Source organism: Bradyrhizobium sp. DN3 (assembly GCF_041357655.1).
Lineage (GTDB): Bacteria > Pseudomonadota > Alphaproteobacteria > Rhizobiales > Xanthobacteraceae > Bradyrhizobium.
In genome coordinates, this window is sequence record NZ_JAULLN010000062.1 from 1 (window position 1) to 16,016 (window position 16,016).

Here is a 16,016-nt window from a genome sequence, read left to right on the forward strand (position 1 = left end):
TGGTGGGATTGTCGAGAGCCGAGTTGACGCTCTTGCCGGTCGACAGACGGTTCTGCGTGGTGGCGAGGAGGTCAGCGGTGGACTGGAGGGAGAGCAGGTTCTGACGAACCGATGCGGAGAGGACGATACCGGACATTGAGGTGTTACCTTTCTGGTAAACGACGCTACTGTTACGCGTCAGCTTGGATCGAGATTGACCCAGCGACCGGCGGACCGTGCGTCGAGACCTCTAATGAAACATGAAATGAAATCCGTGCTTTTGCCGGGCCGCGCGTGATTCGGAGTTGGGAGCTGCGCACCATCGCCGCACCGCCACACAGATATAACATTGATAATGCTGTGCTTTTTCGTGCGAACGCCGGCGATTTACAGCTCGTTAACTAATTCCGAGCGAGAATCATGCCCTGATGAGCCGCAACGAACGCTCGGTTACGAAAGCGTTGATGGAGAACAGGCATGGCCCTCAAGGTCGAGCTCAGACCGCACGAACGCATCATCGTCGGTAACTGCGTGATTACCAACACGGACCAGCGCGCCCGCCTCCTGATCGACGGCGACAACGTGCCGATCCTGCGCGAGCGCGACATTCTCACGCCGGAGACCGCAACCACGCCCGCCAAGCTGGTCTATCTGGCGGTCCAGCTCATGTACATCTCGCCGGATCCGCAGACCCAGCATGGCACCTATTTCAACCTGGTGCGCGACATCGTCACCGCGGTGCCGAGCGCCTGGCCGATCATCGAAGGCATCAACAACAATATCCTCAACGGCGACCTCTACCGGGCGCTGAAGGACGCCCGCAAGCTGATCGCTTATGAGGAAAAGCTGCGAGATCAGTTCGAGGCCACCCATCCCAAGACGGAAGCCGGCAAGGACGACGTCAGCACCGCAGCCTGACCACACGCGTTCGTGCCGCCACGCTGCGCCAACAACCAAGCCGCAAACGACAACGGCCCCGGATCACCTCCGGGGCCGTTGTCGTTTCAGCCATGCATCGATGCTACTGCACTGCCAGCGGCGGCGCCTCGACCTCGACCACTCCGTCATTCCTTCGTCCGCCGAACTCCAGCACGGCCGAGACCAGCGCATCGATGTCGGTCTCGTCGGTGCGGTGATTGACGATCGCGGCGCGGATCGCGAACTTGCCGTCGAGCGTCGTGCTCGATGGGGCCGCGACGCCGGCCTCCTGGATGTCGGCGACAATCTCGCGATTGATCGCATCATCGGCGCGGTAGCGGAAGCAGACGATGTTGAGGTTGACCGGCGCCAGCAATTCCAGCCGCGGCTCGGCCAGCACGCGCGCCTCCAGATATTTCGCCAGCGCGCAGCTTCGCGCGATCACCGCACCGAGCCGATCGGTGCCGAACGTCTTCAGCGTGAACCAGGTCTTCAGCGCACGGAAGCCGCGCGACAGATCCGGGCCGAGATCGCAGGGCCAGACCGCGCCCGCTGCGAGCCCCCTCGCCTCGCGGCGCAGATAGGCCGCGGGCTGCGCAAAGGCCTGTCGATGCTGCTCGCCGTCGCGCACCAGCAGGAAGCCGGCGTCATAAGGCACCTGTCCCCATTTGTGGAAGTCGAGCGCAACGGAATCCGCAAGCTCGATGCCGCCGAGCAACGGCGCGAGCTCGGGTGACAGGATCGCCAGCGCACCGAAAGCGCCATCGACGTGAAACCAGATCCCTTCATCGCGGCACAGCTCCGCGATTGTCCTGAGATCGTCGATCGCGCCGACATCCACCGTGCCGGCCGATGCCACCACCAGGAACGGCTTGAAGCCGACCTCGCGATCGACCGCGATCTGCGCACGAAGCGCGGCAACATCGATGCGATGATCGGCATCGACACCGATCTTGCGTAGCGCGTCCATGCCGAGCCCGGCAATGTCCATCGCCCTCGAGATGCAGCCATGTGCAGCGTGCGACGTATAGGCCGTAAGCAGTGCGCCGTCATTGCCGATGCCGTGCTGGCGCGCCAGCGTGCCGAGTGCATTCGTACGTGCCACCAGCACCGCCATCAGATTGGCCATCGACGTGCCCGTGACGAAGATGCCGCTCGCGTCTTCCGGAAATGCGAACAGGCGGCGCATCCACGCCACGATCTGGCGCTCGACCTCGATCGGCATGTGGTCGCGTCCGCCGAGATTGGCATTGAGGCCGGCTGCCAGCATCTCCGCGAGCATGCCGACTGCAGTGCCGCCGCCATGGACCCAGCCCATGAAGCCCGGGTGGACGTTGCCGGTCGCATAGGGCGCGACATGCTCGGCAAATTCACGATAGACATCGGCAAGGTCGCTCGCCTCGCGCGGCACGTCGGCCTTGAATGCCGCGCGGACCTCATCGGGGATCGGCTGCCACACCGGACGCGCCCGAACGTTGGCGATGCCATCGATCGCCTCGTCCAGCATGCGATGGGCCAGCGCGCGAAATTCGCTCCAGTCCTGCGGATCGAGCGAGCTGTGGGTGACGGAGCTTGGCGTGCTGCGGATGATCTCGTTCATGTTGCACTTCCCTTGCCCGCTCGCGCATGCCGCGACAGCATCGCCGTGAACGCCGCAAATATCTTGCGCATCTGCGGCGGCTTGTACGGAAACACGACCGGCGAATCCATGTTGTGCACGACGGCGGTATTGTCGGCTTCGAACACCAGGAGCTCGCCGTTCTGGTTCTCGGCGCAGTCGACGATGAAATAGTCGAGGCCGACGCGCCTGCTCATCTGCTCGAGCGCGCTCTTGTGGCGCGCCGCAAAGGCGTGGTCGAAGTCGAGCATGAAGACGGCTTCCTCGGCCCGCTTCTCCTCGCTGAATGCCATGTAGGCGTTGAGATACCAGATGTCCCAGCGATCGGCGATCGCCATGTGGCAGGCGTAAGGCTTGCCGTCGACCATGGCGAGGCGATACTTGCGGTAGAGCCCGTCGGGGCTGACATAGTCGACGAAGCGCGCGACGAAGAAGTCCTGCTCTTTCCGTTCGGCGAGATAGGCCACGAGCGCCGCCGCATCAATGAGCTTCGCGAGCCCGACACCGGCATGCGATCCGCGCGGCCGCGCGATCATCGGAAAGTGCAATTCGTCCGCGATGGCCGCGCATGCGATCCGCCCCTGCGCGAGATCCGACAATTGCGCACGCGTGGCGTGGACGGTCGCGGGAATGTCGAGGCCGGGCACACCTGTCAGCAGCCGATAGAGCTTGTCGCGATCGAGGTTGCCGATGAGATCGGGGCGATTGAGCAGCGGCCGCGGCCAGTGTGGCGCGGCCTTCTCGATCAGCGCGAGCGCGTCCCGGCATTCCTCGGAATCGGATGCAATCACGATGGCGACGTCGTGCTCGGGCAAGTTCTCGGGCAGACCGACGCCCTTGACCACATAGAGCGTCAACAGCTCGATGTCGGAGCCTTCGAGCAGGAAATCGATCGGCGTGTTGCCGCCCATGTCGATGTCGGCTGCAAGCGCGAGCACGCGCAAGCCCGGCTTCGGAGCCGCGCTAGGCGTACGAAACAACTGATGGAAGGTCAGCACCTCCGATTGGATCGCAAGCCCCGCCGCCTTGTCGCCAAGGAGCTGGACGATCAGCGACAAATCCAGGCCTTCGCCCGCCTGCGCCGTCCCCTCCGTGATCCGGACGACGAGTTGGTCGCGCAACGGCTGCAAATCGACACCTTCGAAGGCCTGGCGCGTCAACTGCGCAAAGCCGATACGGTCGGCAAAGTTGGCTACGGAAACCGGCTGCTGCATCTCACACCTCGAACGCGGACTTTGCCGGCACGGGCGCCGCCGCGCCACGATCAAGCAACAGCTCGATCTTCACCAGGACGTCGGCGGCGCGATCGAGCACGTGCTGCAAATTGCGTCGCGCCTGCACCATGTCCGGGGACCAGATCTCAGTCACGAGCCGTGCGCCGACGCAGAGGCGCAATGCGGCCAGCGGGGCCTCGTCCTGGCGCTCCAGCCGGACCGGCTGGCCGACCAGGCGGCGCTGTGCGGCGACCTGCCGGTCCGCCGTGCTGCCGCCGATCTCTTCGTTCATGTCACGCGCCAGCGCCTGATGAACGGCGCCGGTCTCCGCGATCGAGATCGGCTTGCCGTCGCGCAGCAGCAGAAACGGAAAGATCGTAGTTTGCGCGAACTCCTCGTCGTCGACACCAACCTTCCCGATTCCGGCTGGAACGGGGCGAAGCGACGGCGACAGCGCGATCATGCTCTCGATGCCGGCCGCGAGCTCGACCAGTGCCCTGGCGCGAAATGCACCTGGCACTGCATAGTAGCTGCCGATCTCGGCCAGCGCCCCCTCCCAGCGCAACCATTGGCCGAAATTCGGCCGGCGCTCGAAGCGCGAACGCAGGATCGTCCAGGCCATCGGCCAGTCGCAACGGCCGGCATAATCGAAAAAGCCAGGCGCGATCGCCTCGACCCGGTCGAGCGACCGCGAAAAGCCTTTCGGGACGAGCAGCGCGCCGCTGAAGGCCGGTCCGCCGAAGAATTTCGAGCCGGTGATCAGCACGAGGTAACCGCGGTCGAGATAGGAGCGCAACCGGCGGCGGCCGAGCCGGGCCTGACAGGCATCGACGACGATCTGAACCTTGCGCGGCCAGCGCCGCGCGATCTCGTCGAGGCAGGCCGCGCTCGGTGCGCGCCAGCCGAGTTTCGAGGCATCCATGATCTGAAGCAGCACCGGCGCGCCCTGCGCGATCGTGGCCTCGATCGCGCGCAGCACCGCAGCATCCGCATCCGCGCGCATCGCGATCCCAGGCCCCGCCTCGCGCAATGGCAGCGCGATGCTGGCGCCGGCCAGCCCCGCAACTGCGCCGTCCTTGCGGACCGCCAAGCCGCTCGCCGTCGTGGAGCTGAAATGATGTCCACGCGCGGTATGGATCGTCCCGCTTCCGGTCTGGTCGGCGCCGACCACGATTGTCACCGGCGGCGCGCCAAGCACCGCGCGCGCCACGAACAGGGCGTGAAGCTGGGAATCCGTGCCGGACGGCGAGAACACCACATCGACGCGCGGCGAAAGCTGGAAATGGCCGCGCAGCTCCTCGCGCATGCCTTCACAGCGCGCATCGAAGGCGATCTCGACCTCGTCGAACAGGCACTTGTGCATCAGCTCTTCGCGCGCGAGCGCGGCGCGATCATAAGCCGCTTGCGAGATCGTCGATGCGGTCGAGGATGCGAAATTCCAGATGTCCGGCTCGGGCGAGGCCGCGCAACCATAGGCGTTGATGCGATCCTTAGAGTCCAGCGCCAGCCGCGGATCTCCGCCGGAGACGAGCAGCGTGTCCAGCGGTGTGAAGAGATCGCGCAGGCGGTAACGTGAGCCGCTGTCGGATGCGCGTTCCGGTGCCGACAGACGGGATGCGCCGGCGCTCATCCCGAAAGGCTCACGCCGCATCGGCTGCCGCCGCTGCGGGCGCGGGCGCGAATTGCGAAGCGATGTCGCCGTGGAACACCGACGGTCCGACGTGATCGAGCGAGCTCTGGATGTCGGCCCAGATCTCGCCGCCGATGTCGGTCCAGCGCTTGCAGAAGGCGAAGTCCTCGGAAAGATACGTGCCGGTCGCCGGATCGATCATGCATTCGAACAGCGCGAACCGGTTCGGGCTCGCCGCCAGCATATCGTGCGAATGCTCGCGGAAGAATTGCAGAGCTGCATAATTCGGGTGACGGCACATCGCTTCCAGCACGTGGCGCCGGATCATCAGGAAGCCGGTGCCGGCATAGCGCACGCGGGTGAAGCCGTTGACGACCACGATGCGGTCGGGATCCTCGATCTCCAGCACATAATCGAGCGAGGCCGCCGGCACATCGGCGCGGCCGGCCTCGACCGCGCGCTTCGCCTTGTCCCAGTTGACGCGCTTGATCGGATAGCAGCCGGCGACGACGTCGGCGCCGCATTCGATCAGCCGGAACACCTGCTCCGGCTTGAAGCCGATGTCGGCATCGATGAACAGGAAATGCGTCGCCTTGGGATCGTCCAGGAACATCGCGACCAGATTGGCTCGCGCGCGCGTGATCAGCGCGTCGCCGTCGCGCAAGTGCACCTTGAGCTCGAGATTGGACATGCCGTGCACGGCGCGCTGGAGCGCGAAGATCGAGCTCGCATAGATGCTCGACACCTGCCCGCCGAAGCATGGCGTTGCCACCACCAATTGCATCTTGTCCGACATCGGCAGCCCCGCCCCGCTCCAATCCTCACCAAGAGGTAAAGAGGCATGGTTAACGGCGTCTTAACGCGACCTTACAAGAACTTGACGAGCGAGAGCTGTGCCAGGTTCGAGGTCACCTGGTAGGATGCCTGGAGCGCGTTCTGGAGCGCCAGGATCTCGCTCGCGACTTGGTCCGGCGAGGCCGATTCCGCCTGGTCGATGATGGTCTGGAGCTGCGCCTTGGCCTGGGTCTGGCGCGTGGTCGCGTCCTTCATCGTGTTCTGGGCCATCGCGATGTCGGTCTGGATGTCCTCGATGCGCTGCTGACCGGGCTGCTGGGTCAGTGCCTGCGTCACCCGCAGGCTCAGCGCCGAAACCTGCCCGCCCGAATACTGTCCGGTCGGCGAGGTCGAGAAGGTCCCGAACACCGCGATCGCCTGCAATTGCCGGCGGATCGCATCCTCATTCGCCTGGGCGCCATATTGCACCGTGACGGCATCGTCGACCCGCGCCATCGCCGTCGAGCGCGGCGAGCCCGGCCCGTCATTGCCCAAATACCATTTCACCGTATTGGCCGAGCCGTTCACCAGCGTGGTTGCCGAGCTCGCCGGCGACGAGCCGACGCGCAGCGGCGGCTGCGTGGCGGTCACTGGCGTCGAACTGAAACCGAGCGAACTCAGCGCCCCCGTATTCGAGCTCGTGATGTTGAGGCTCGCCGCATCGTCGGTGTTGATCGTGGTCGAACCGCCATGGACGGTCGAGGGCTTCGACGTCCCCGTGATCTGGTCGATCTTGCTCAGCAGGGTCTGGATGCTATCGGTGACGTTGAGCTGGTTGCCGGTCGCACCCGAGCTGACGAAGGTCAGCGTGGTGCCGTTGATGGTGATGGTGTCGCCGGCGACGAAGCCCGGCGAGATCGAGTCCGAGGGGCTCGCGCCGGAGAGTGCCGTCGCGCCGGTGATGGGCGCCGGCGGCGCCGCCTGGTTGTTGACGGGCGTGCCGATCGCAGAGCTGGCCGTGTTGAAGAAGTTGTCGCCGGCGACGACCGCGGATGCCGCCACCAGCGAGGTGTTGGCGAGCTTGGTGATCGCGGTGTTCAGCGCCGTGTTGAGGTTCGCGGCGGTGTTGTTCGGGTTGACCGGAACGCTCGCATCGATCGCGAAGCTGCCGAGCGGCGTCGGCGTCGCCGTCGATGCGGTCAGGTCGATCTGCTCGGTCGTGCCGTCCGGCAGCGTGAACTGGATGCTCAGCTTGTCGCCGTTGTTCGGGTTGACGCCGTTGAGATCGACCGAGAACGACACCGGCGAGCCGCTCGGGCCGGTGACGGTCGCACCGGTCAGGGTCGAAGAGACCGCCTTGATCTTGAGCCCGAACGGCGATCCGGCGACGTCCTCCGACACCCGCACCGAGCTCGGCGTCGGTTGCGTCTGTACCAGGCGGCCCATGCCGTTGGCGCCGAGGTCGGCGGCCTGGCGCTCCGCCATGACGGTCTTGAACCCCGCCTGCGTCGTGGTGCCGTTGATGATGTCGCCGGCATCCGCAACCGACTGGGTGTTGACGGCTGTTCCGGAGAACAGATAGCGGCTGCCCGTCTGCGTGTTGAGAACGCCGACCATCGAGCCGAACTGGGCGGCGGCGGTGTTCTGCGCGACCGTCTGGCCGTTGACGTTGAGGTCCTGCGCGGTGCTGGCCGAGCCCGTCTGCACCGTGTTGCGGATCTTCGTCAGCGACTGCAGCGCGGTATTGGCTAGGTTGATGCTGACGTTGACGTTGGTGATCGTGTCGGTATAGGCGGCGATGTTGGAGAGCTGCGCGCGCCCGGCGATCGCAAAGCCCTCGTTGGTGCCCATGCCGGAATAGTTCTGCGACAGCTTGCCGGTCGAGAGTTGCGTCGACAGATCCGTGAGCTGCTGATTGATGTTGCGGATCTGCGCGCCGAGAACCGACGACGAGTAGTTGATGCTGCTGATCGACATCTTTCAGAGCCCTGTTACTTGTTACCCTTGAGCCTGTAGCAACGTGTTCATCATGCTCTGCACCACCGACATCACGTGAGCGTTGGCGGCATAGGCATTCTGGAGCTGGATCAGGTTCGACATCTCCGAATCCAGATTGACTTTGGAGGTCGAGTCGAACTTGGCCTGCAGCGTCGAGACCACCACGCTTTGGCCCTGCTGGAGCTGGGTCGCCTGGGTCGCGGCGTTGGACTGGATGCTCAGGAACTGCTGGAGGTAGTTCGAAACGCTGCCGGTGAAGGGCTGGTTCGCCGAGCCGAGGCCGGTCTGCGGCGAATAGGAGAACACCGCACTGGTGAGCTGCGAGTAGAGATAGTCCGAACGCGTGGTGTCGCCCGCGGGCGTCACCGGCGAGGTGTTGTAGACCGACAGCCGGGTCGGATCGGAAACCAGCTGCGTGTTCACGGCGATGCGCCCGGCAAGGCCGGTCATCTGCGAGCCCGACGCGGTGATCGCACCGGTGTAGAGCGCCTGCCCGCCGTCGGTGAACAGCGGCAGTTGCGGATTGCCCGACGTCAGCGACGAGATCGTCTTGGTGGTCGAGGCCGAATTGAGCTTGGCAAGACCGGTGTTGTCATCGGTCACCCGCAGCGTCGTGGCTGTCGCCGGCGACGGGGCGGCGGCGAACGACAGATGCGTGCCTGATAGCGCGGTATTGAGCGCAGACGCGATCGCGCCCATGCCGCCGGAGAAGTTGACGCCGATCCGCATCGGGTTGGCATTCGTCGCGTTCTGCAGCGGCAGCGCCGCCGGATCGGTCACGTTGACCAGCGTGATCTGGCGCTGGGTGTTGGTCGCCGTGTCCGTGTAGGTGATGTTGACGGTATTGCCCGGCTGCGCACCGGCAAGGTCGAGATCGAATCCGGCCGGTGGGCCCGAGACCGTGCTGCCGGCCGTGGTCTTGTCGGACAGCGCGCTCGACATCGTCGCAGCGAGCTGATCGAGCTGGGTCTGCGCCTGCACCAGGGTCTGGTCGCGCAGCTTCAGATCGGCCGCGATCTGGCCGGAAGACACCACGTTGTTGGCGACGACGTCGAGCTGCGAGCCGTTCGGCAGCTTGATCGTGAGCGCGCCGACACCGGACTTGGCCGGATCGATGTTATAGAGCGACGTTGCCGAGAGCGCGCCGGCCGAGGCAAAGGAGAATTGCGAGGCGAGCCCGGCACCGACGAGCTGAATGCCTGTGGTGGTGTAGATGTTGGCCTGGTTCGAGCCGTCGGTGGTGACGCGGACGTCGACATATTTCGACAGCGTGTTGATGGCCTGGTCGCGCTGGTCCATCAGCGTCGCCGCCGAGGGATCGTTGGCCGACAGGCCCTGAAGCTTGGTGTTGATATCGGCGACCTTCTGCATCGCCGCGTTGGCCTGCTGCGCCGAAGTGCCGAGATCCTGCTCGACGTTGGAGCGCAGCGACTGGATGCCCTTGGTGGTGACGTTGAGCTGCTGTGCCAGTGCCTGTGCCGCGCCCAGCGCAACGGTCTGGGCCGACGAGGCGCCCGAGCTGGTCGACAACGCCTGGAGCGCCGTGGTGAATTTGTTGAGCGCGCTTTCGAGCGTGCCGTCGTTGCCCGGCGTGCCATAGACATTCTGAAGCTGCTTCAGGATGTTGGCCATCTGGTCGGCGTAACCGCTGCCGCCGGTCTCGGTCCGCAGCTGGTTCAGCACGTAGCTGTCGAGCTCGCGGCTGACACCGGTGGTCATCGCCGTCGAGCCGAAATCGCCGGTGGTGACCTCGATCTGGTTCGGCGTCTGGACGACGTAACCCGGCGTCTGCGAATTTGCGACGTTCGAGGAGACGATCGACAGCGCGGCCTGGTTGGCACGCAGACCGCTCATCGCACTGGCGAGGGCTGAACTCAAACCCATATCACTGACCCGCCTTTGGTTACGTTACGCGCCGATCAGCGCAACACGTTCAAGAGGTCCTGCACCATCGAATTGGCGGTCGTGATCACCTTGGTGTTGGCCGAATAGGCCTGCTGCGTCACGATCAGCTTGGTGAATTCGTCGGCGATGTCGGTGTTGGATCCCTCTAGCGACGAGCCGCTGATGGTGCCCGAAGCGCCGTCGATGGCGTCTCCCGATTGTTCAGTCGCGGCATAAGCGCCGCCATCGAGCGCCTTCAGATAGTTGGTGCCGTTGAAATGCGACAGCTGCACCTGAGCGAGGTTGAGGTTCTGGCCATTGGAGAAGGTGCCGACCACGATGCCATTGTTGTTGACGGCAACCGACCGGAGCTGACCGGCGGCATAGCCGTTCTGGGTGATGGTGTTGATGGTCACCGCGCCGCTCGTGCTGGCGTATTGCGTCAACCCGCCCGAGGAGATGTTGAAGGCGACGGAGCCGAGCGATTGACCGCTCACGCTGACATTGTTGATGGTGATGCCCGAGCCGCTCGGCGAGGTCAGCGAGCCGTCGGCGGCAAAGGTGAAGGCCTGGCCGGTGTTGACCCAGCCGACCGTCGTACCAGTCGCATTCGGGTCGGTCTGGTAGAACAGGTTCCAGGTATCGGAATGGCCCGCACCCAGCGAGGCGCTGTCGGTCTTGGCCCAGCGCAATTGCAGGTTCACCGGCGTGCCCGCGGCGTTGTAGGCGGTCACCGCGCCGCCGCTGATCGATTCCTTGGTGAAGGTGGCGATGTCGTTGCCGATCACACCGCCGGTGCCGGCAGTGCCGCCGCCGTCGCGATTCTTGGTGATGGTCGAGGTGAAGCCGAGCGCGGCAAAGGCAGCGCTGTTCGAGCTCGACACCGTGAGGTTGGAGACGGTGCCGGTGTTCAGCGTGATCACGCCACCGCTGCTCACAGACGAGCCCGACCCGCCGGAGAGCGCGTCGATCTTGCCGAGCAGCGTCGTGATGTTGTCTGTGATGTTGATCTGGTTCGGTCCCGAGGCACCCGAGGCGACGAAGGTCAGCGTCTGACCATTGACGGTGATCGTGTCGGCGGGCGGGCCTGCCGAAAAACCCGACGACAGCACTTGGGCGCCGCCGGCGGTCGCCGCGCCGCTCAGCACCGTCGCGCCCGAGATCGCGGGCGAGGACAGCACGTTTCCGCCGCGCGTCACGCTGCTGATGCCGAGCGCGGTGGCTGCCGTGCCGCTGCCCACCGCCACGTCGGTGCCGGTACCGCTGGAGATCACGATATTGCCGCTGGCGGAGAGCGACGCCGTGACGCCGGCGCCGCCGGCGGTCTGGATCGCGTTCAGGATGTCCGCCACCGTGGCCGTCGTGCCCGCACCGAGACCGATCGTGGTGTTGCTGCCGACCGTCGAGACCGTCGTGCCGGCGTTGAAGGTGATCGTGTTGCCGTTGATGGTCAGCGTCTGGCCGCTCAGCGCGGTGAGAATGCTGGAGGCCAGATGCGTGCCGACCGTGTTGTCGAGGGACGTGGTGGTCGAGGCCACCGCGGACGAATTGTTCTGCAGCGCAACCGTGCCCGTCGCCGTCGTCGACGTGTAGGCCGAGCGGACGTTGCCGGTCGCCGCCGCGCCGGACACCTTTGCGTTGGTATAGGGTGCGGGCGGTGTGCCGACCGGCAGCGGGTTGGCGGCGAAGTCGGAGGGGTTCAGTCCACCAGCCGCCAGCAGCGTGCCGGTCGCCGCGGTCGTGCTCGCCACCGTGTTCGGCTGCGTCGGCAGGTTCGCGGCGTATTGGATCGAGGTGGTCGCCTGCGCCGGAATGAAATTGTTCTGGAATTGCAGGACGGTCGCCACGTTGCCCTGCGGATTGCCCGTCTTCGGGTCGACCGTGACGCCCATCAGGTAATAGCCGGCGCCATTGACCAGATTGCCGTTGGCATTGAGCTGGAAGTCGCCACGCCTGGTGTAGTAGGTGACCCCGGTGAACACCGGCACGTTGTCGACGACGCCGCTCGCTTTCTGGATCGAGAAGAAACCGTCGCCGGTGATCGCCATGTTGGTGGCGACGGTGGACGATGAGATCGTGCCTTGCGTCGTGATGGTGGCCTTCGCGTTGGCCGTTACGCCGCCTGCGACCTGCTTGCTCGGCACGGATGAGTCGGGAATGAGATCGACGAAGCTGGTGCCGATGCCCTTGTAACCGGTGGTGGACGAGTTCGCGATGTTGCCGGAAATGTTCTGAAGCGCGAAGGACTGCGCCTGCAAGCCACCCACCGAGGTGTTCATTGCATCGAAGATACCCATAACTTTGTCTCCAAATCCGATCTCGGCGGCGCCGACCCGTGGCCGCAATCGGGAGAGACAGTCGCAAAGGCCATGCCAATGCGGGTATCTTCAGGAAATCAACGACTTAAATTGACATGCCCCGGTCGGATGACTGGGGCACAATTGCCGGGCCGGCAACAATTGCCGGGACGTCATGAGTTTTCGAGCGACGCGTCACCGGCTCGCGCGAAGAAGTCGCGTCAATCAAAGAGCCTACGTCGCCGACGCCGCCGCGGGATGGAAAACCAGCCCGAAGCCGTCGATGCAGTAGCGCAAGCCGGTCGGTTTCGGACCGTCGTCGAAGACGTGGCCGAGATGGCCGCCGCAGCGGCGGCAATGCACTTCGGTGCGAACCATGCCGTAGGCACGGTCCTCGGTCTTGCCGACATTGCCCTCGATCGGCTGGTAGAAGCTCGGCCAGCCGGTGCCGCTCTCGAACTTGGTCTCGGACGCAAACAGCGGCAGGTCGCAGCCGGCGCAGGCGAAGATGCCCTTGCGGTGCTCCTTCAGCAGCGGGCTGGAGCCGGGCCGCTCGGTGCCGTGATTGCGTAGGATGTCATATTGCTGCGGCGTGAGCTGAGCACGCCATTCGGCCTCCGTCTTCGTGATTTCGAACTTTTCCGCGGCCTTCTCACCAGCCTCGGCCGGGGATGCCCTCAGCCAGCGGAAGGCCGAAAGGCCGAACAGGCCGGCGGCAGTCGATAGCAGGATGCGGCGATCAAACATCTCATTCTCCGTGCGGGAGCGTGTCCACGCCCTGAGATACGGGCTCTAACGGCTGACGTTACACTTCCGGGCGGAATTTTTCTCGGGTCTATTGCGAGACAATGTCCTCGTGCGAGGCCGGTTCCGCGTCCTGGGCCGCAGCTCGTGGCGGCGGGGCCGGCCGTGGCCGGACACCGGGCGGCGGACGGCGCGGACCGGTGCCGGCCGCCCGGTTGGCTTCGGCAAGGCGGGCCTCGCGTTCCCTGTCCTTGACCCGCGCCCGCTCGCGGTAGCGGGCGAGCGAGCCGGCGGCGGCGGAGCTCGCCCTGCCCCAGATCCCGACCAGCTGGCCCGCGACCCGTCCGGTCGTGCCTCCCGCCCAGACCAGCTCGAACGGCGAAAACAGGCGCCAGCGCTCGTCACCCCGGAGGATACTGCGCGCAATCATCTGTCCGGCCATGGCCGAAATGTTCATGCCCTGGTGGCCGAACCCGCTCGCCACCCACAGGCCTTTGCGCAGCTGGCCGATCTGCGGCATGCCGTGCACGGTCTGGCCGGTGGCGCCGCCGAACGTATCGGTGATCTCGACATTGCCGAGCTGGGGAAAGATCGTGCGGATCCGCCGCTTGATGACGCCGGCGAAGCGTTGCGGACGTGCCGCCCAGGTGGTCTCCGGGCTCGCCCACATCAGCCGGTCGCCGTCGACGATACGGAAATGGTCGATGCCGTCGGAATCCAGCACCGATCCCTTGAAGGCGACGATCTCATGCACACGCTCGCCGAGCGGCGCGGTGATCCCGGCATAGCGCCAGACCGGAAGCAGCGTCTCCGACAGGCGCCGCAAGGGCGCGCCGAGATGGATGTTGCCGGCGAGCACGATATGCGTCGCGCGCAGCCGCGCCGAGGGCGTGACGATGCGCTTGCGGATGCCGGAATGATCGATGCTGACGACCGGCGTGTCCTCGAAGATGCGGGCGCCCGCCCGCCGCGCCAGCGCCGCGAGGCCATGCACATATTTGCGGCCGTCGACCTGGAACGCGCGGGGATAATGGATGCCATGGAAATAGCGGTCGGTCTTGAGCACCGCGCGGACGCGATCGACCTGCCAGCCCTCGACCTCGGTATCGAAATCCTCGTTCAGCATCTGCAACCGGCTGATCAGCCGGTCGCCGGCATCGACATTGGAGACTTCCAGCACGCCCTCGCTGAGGCTGATCCCCGGCATGTTCTCTTCCGTGGCGTTGGCGCGGACGAACTCGGCGCCCTCCTTCGACAGCGTCCACAATTCGCGCGCATCCTCGAAGCCGATGCGCTCGATCAGGTCGGTGAGCGGCAGTGCAAAGCCCGGCATCACGGTGCCAAGCTGATTGCCAGAGGCATTCCAGCCGACATGGCGGCCCTCGAGCACCGCGACGCTGGCCCCGAACCGGGCCGCCTCCAGCGCGATGGAAAGGCCGGCAAGCCCCGCCCCGATCACGCAAATGTCGGCATCGAGATCGAACGACAGCCGCTCCCGCTCGTGAAAGCCGGCTTCGTCATGGGGCACGCTTGTGAAGGTCTCATTCATGTCGTTTTCTTAAAGGACCGATCGGGCGCTTGTCACCTTGTCCTCAACCCGCGCCTGTAGATTATCCTGGATGCGTAACGATTCGAGAATGCCATGCGCCGTTTGATGCTGCTGCGTCACGCCAAGACCGAGACCGACGCGCCGAGCGGCCGTGACCAGGATCGCCGCCTCGACGACCGTGGCCACAGGGATGCTGCGCAGATGGGCGACTGGATCGCCGCCCATCCGCCCTTCCCCGATACCGTGCTGGTGTCGCATGCCGTCCGGGCCCGACAGACCTGGGACATCGCCTGGAAGGCAATGAAGGACCGCGTCGCGGCGCCGCAGGTCGAGGTCCTGCCGGAACTCTATGGCGCCGATCCCGCGCAGATCCTGGAAGCCATTCGCACTGCAACCGCGCCGGCCAACCCGAAGCGATTGCTGCTGATCGGCCACAATCCCGGCATGCACGAGGTCGCGCTGATGCTGACGGGCAGCGGCGACCGGGCCGGAGCCAGGGCGCTCGGCCACAACCTGCCCACAGCGGGGCTTGCGATCTTCGACTTTGACGTCAAGGATTGGGGTGACGTGGCCTACCGCCGCGGCAAACTGGTGCTGTTCGTCAGCCCCAAGCTGCTTCGATCGGGATGAGACGCGCGGGCGCGGTCTCGACCGGTTGATTCAGTCCCACGAGGTGCTGACTGGAAGACTGGAGGCGCAGATGTTCAAGTCCATCCTCGTGCCCATCGACCTCGCCGATACCGATCTCGCCAAGCCGGCGATCGCAACCGCGGCGACGTTGTCTCAGACCTGGAGCGGCACGGTACGCCTGCTCAACGTGCTGCCGATGACGCCGGTGATGCTGGCCGAATACGTGCCGGCCGATTTCGACGAGCAGCAGCGCCAGACCTCCGAGGAGGCCCTCGCCATCGTCGCACGCGAGTCCGGGATCGAGCCCTCCCGCATCTCCAGCGTGGTGCGCCAAGGCGGCATCTATCACGAGATCCTGGAAGAAGCGGCACACATGAAAGCCGACCTGATCGTGATGACCTCGCACCGGCCGGCGATGCGCACCTATTTCCTCGGCTCCAACGCCGGACACGTCGTGCGCTACGCCAAATGCTCGGTGCTGGTGGTCAGGCACTGAGGGTTGCAGCAAACGCCGTCATTGCGAGCAACGACGATGTTGAGGCACTGTCCGCCTATCGCTCCGGCAGTTCGTAGCCCGGATGGAGCGAAGCGAAATCCGGGACAGCCGTGTCCGCACGGATGGAATCCCGGATTGCGCTCCGCTCCATCCGGGCTACAAGACCTTGCGTTGCCTGTCGGGCAAAACACGCAAGCCATGGGTCAACGCGCGCCATCCAAAATATTCTGCTTTACCGAAATTCGGAAACGGCGTATGTGTCGCCGCAACCCGGCCCAAGGAAGA

Annotated in this window: 12 protein-coding genes; 3 read left to right on the forward strand and 9 right to left on the reverse strand. The window is 65.1% G+C overall.

Translation table 11 applies throughout. The annotated features are described in order from the left end of the window. The first annotated feature begins 456 nt into the window (after positions 1-456). Positions 457-897 carry a flagellar biosynthesis repressor FlbT gene (gene flbT, locus AAE027_RS39035; RefSeq protein ID WP_128938758.1) on the forward strand — a complete coding sequence of 147 codons (441 nt, stop codon included), beginning with the start codon at positions 457-459 and terminating at the stop codon, positions 895-897. A gap of 103 nt (positions 898-1,000) precedes the next feature. Here flbT and AAE027_RS39040 read toward each other — a convergent pair whose 3' ends face one another. From AAE027_RS39040 to AAE027_RS39080, 9 genes are all read right to left on the reverse strand, one after another. Further along, positions 1,001-2,497, reverse strand: coding sequence for a pyridoxal phosphate-dependent decarboxylase family protein (locus tag AAE027_RS39040; protein ID WP_370991111.1), 1,497 nt, complete (start codon positions 2,495-2,497; stop codon positions 1,001-1,003). Continuing rightward, complete coding sequence (locus tag AAE027_RS39045; protein WP_370991110.1) at positions 2,494-3,729, reverse strand: ATP-grasp domain-containing protein; 1,236 nt, start codon at positions 3,727-3,729, stop codon at positions 2,494-2,496. Before AAE027_RS39045 ends, AAE027_RS39040 begins: the two co-directional genes overlap by 4 nt. A gap of 1 nt (position 3,730) precedes the next feature. After that, the gene (locus tag AAE027_RS39050) at positions 3,731-5,380 is read right to left on the reverse strand and encodes a hypothetical protein (RefSeq protein WP_370991109.1); all 1,650 of its coding nucleotides are present in this window, start codon (positions 5,378-5,380) and stop codon (positions 3,731-3,733) included. Beyond that, entirely contained in the window at positions 5,370-6,155 is a 786-nt protein-coding gene (locus tag AAE027_RS39055; protein ID WP_370991108.1) for a hypothetical protein, read from the reverse strand. The genes AAE027_RS39050 and AAE027_RS39055 overlap by 11 nt, the downstream gene beginning before the upstream one ends. A 71-nt stretch (positions 6,156-6,226) precedes the next feature. After that, the gene (locus AAE027_RS39060; protein WP_370991107.1) at positions 6,227-8,110 is read right to left on the reverse strand and encodes a flagellar protein; all 1,884 of its coding nucleotides are present in this window, start codon (positions 8,108-8,110) and stop codon (positions 6,227-6,229) included. Positions 8,111-8,131: 21 nt separating this feature from the next. Beyond that, entirely contained in the window at positions 8,132-10,015 is a 1,884-nt protein-coding gene (flgK, locus tag AAE027_RS39065) for a flagellar hook-associated protein FlgK (protein WP_370991106.1), read from the reverse strand. Between the two features lie 35 nt (positions 10,016-10,050). Further along, positions 10,051-12,312 carry a flagellar hook-basal body complex protein gene (locus AAE027_RS39070; protein ID WP_370991105.1) on the reverse strand — a complete coding sequence of 754 codons (2,262 nt, stop codon included), beginning with the start codon at positions 12,310-12,312 and terminating at the stop codon, positions 10,051-10,053. Positions 12,313-12,546: 234 nt separating this feature from the next. Next, complete coding sequence (gene msrB / locus AAE027_RS39075; RefSeq protein WP_370991104.1) at positions 12,547-13,059, reverse strand: peptide-methionine (R)-S-oxide reductase MsrB; 513 nt, start codon at positions 13,057-13,059, stop codon at positions 12,547-12,549. Between the two features lie 88 nt (positions 13,060-13,147). After that, the gene (locus tag AAE027_RS39080; RefSeq protein WP_370991103.1) at positions 13,148-14,605 is read right to left on the reverse strand and encodes an NAD(P)/FAD-dependent oxidoreductase; all 1,458 of its coding nucleotides are present in this window, start codon (positions 14,603-14,605) and stop codon (positions 13,148-13,150) included. 93 nt (positions 14,606-14,698) lie between these two features. Here AAE027_RS39080 and AAE027_RS39085 point away from each other — a divergent pair, with 93 nt between their 5' ends. After that, positions 14,699-15,235 carry a SixA phosphatase family protein gene (locus AAE027_RS39085; RefSeq protein WP_370991102.1) on the forward strand — a complete coding sequence of 179 codons (537 nt, stop codon included), beginning with the start codon at positions 14,699-14,701 and terminating at the stop codon, positions 15,233-15,235. Positions 15,236-15,305: 70 nt separating this feature from the next. After that, on the forward strand, positions 15,306-15,731 hold the full coding sequence (locus AAE027_RS39090) for a universal stress protein (RefSeq protein WP_027577099.1): 426 nt from the start codon (positions 15,306-15,308) through the stop codon (positions 15,729-15,731). Positions 15,732-16,016 lie beyond the last annotated feature (285 nt).

Bases quoted from the DNA above. Each gene is read 5' to 3' on its own strand.
- flbT (WP_128938758.1), top strand. From the start codon at position 457: ATGGCCCTCAAGGTCGAGCTCAGACCGCACGAACGCATCATCGTCGGT.
- AAE027_RS39040 (WP_370991111.1), bottom strand. From the start codon at position 2,497: ATGAACGAGATCATCCGCAGCACGCCAAGCTCCGTCACCCACAGCTCG.
- AAE027_RS39045 (WP_370991110.1), bottom strand. From the start codon at position 3,729: ATGCAGCAGCCGGTTTCCGTAGCCAACTTTGCCGACCGTATCGGCTTT.
- AAE027_RS39050 (WP_370991109.1), bottom strand. From the start codon at position 5,380: ATGCGGCGTGAGCCTTTCGGGATGAGCGCCGGCGCATCCCGTCTGTCG.
- AAE027_RS39055 (WP_370991108.1), bottom strand. From the start codon at position 6,155: ATGTCGGACAAGATGCAATTGGTGGTGGCAACGCCATGCTTCGGCGGG.
- AAE027_RS39060 (WP_370991107.1), bottom strand. From the start codon at position 8,110: ATGTCGATCAGCAGCATCAACTACTCGTCGTCGGTTCTCGGCGCGCAG.
- flgK (WP_370991106.1), bottom strand. From the start codon at position 10,015: ATGGGTTTGAGTTCAGCCCTCGCCAGTGCGATGAGCGGTCTGCGTGCC.
- AAE027_RS39070 (WP_370991105.1), bottom strand. From the start codon at position 12,312: ATGGGTATCTTCGATGCAATGAACACCTCGGTGGGTGGCTTGCAGGCG.
- msrB (WP_370991104.1), bottom strand. From the start codon at position 13,059: ATGTTTGATCGCCGCATCCTGCTATCGACTGCCGCCGGCCTGTTCGGC.
- AAE027_RS39080 (WP_370991103.1), bottom strand. From the start codon at position 14,605: ATGAATGAGACCTTCACAAGCGTGCCCCATGACGAAGCCGGCTTTCAC.
- AAE027_RS39085 (WP_370991102.1), top strand. From the start codon at position 14,699: ATGCGCCGTTTGATGCTGCTGCGTCACGCCAAGACCGAGACCGACGCG.
- AAE027_RS39090 (WP_027577099.1), top strand. From the start codon at position 15,306: ATGTTCAAGTCCATCCTCGTGCCCATCGACCTCGCCGATACCGATCTC.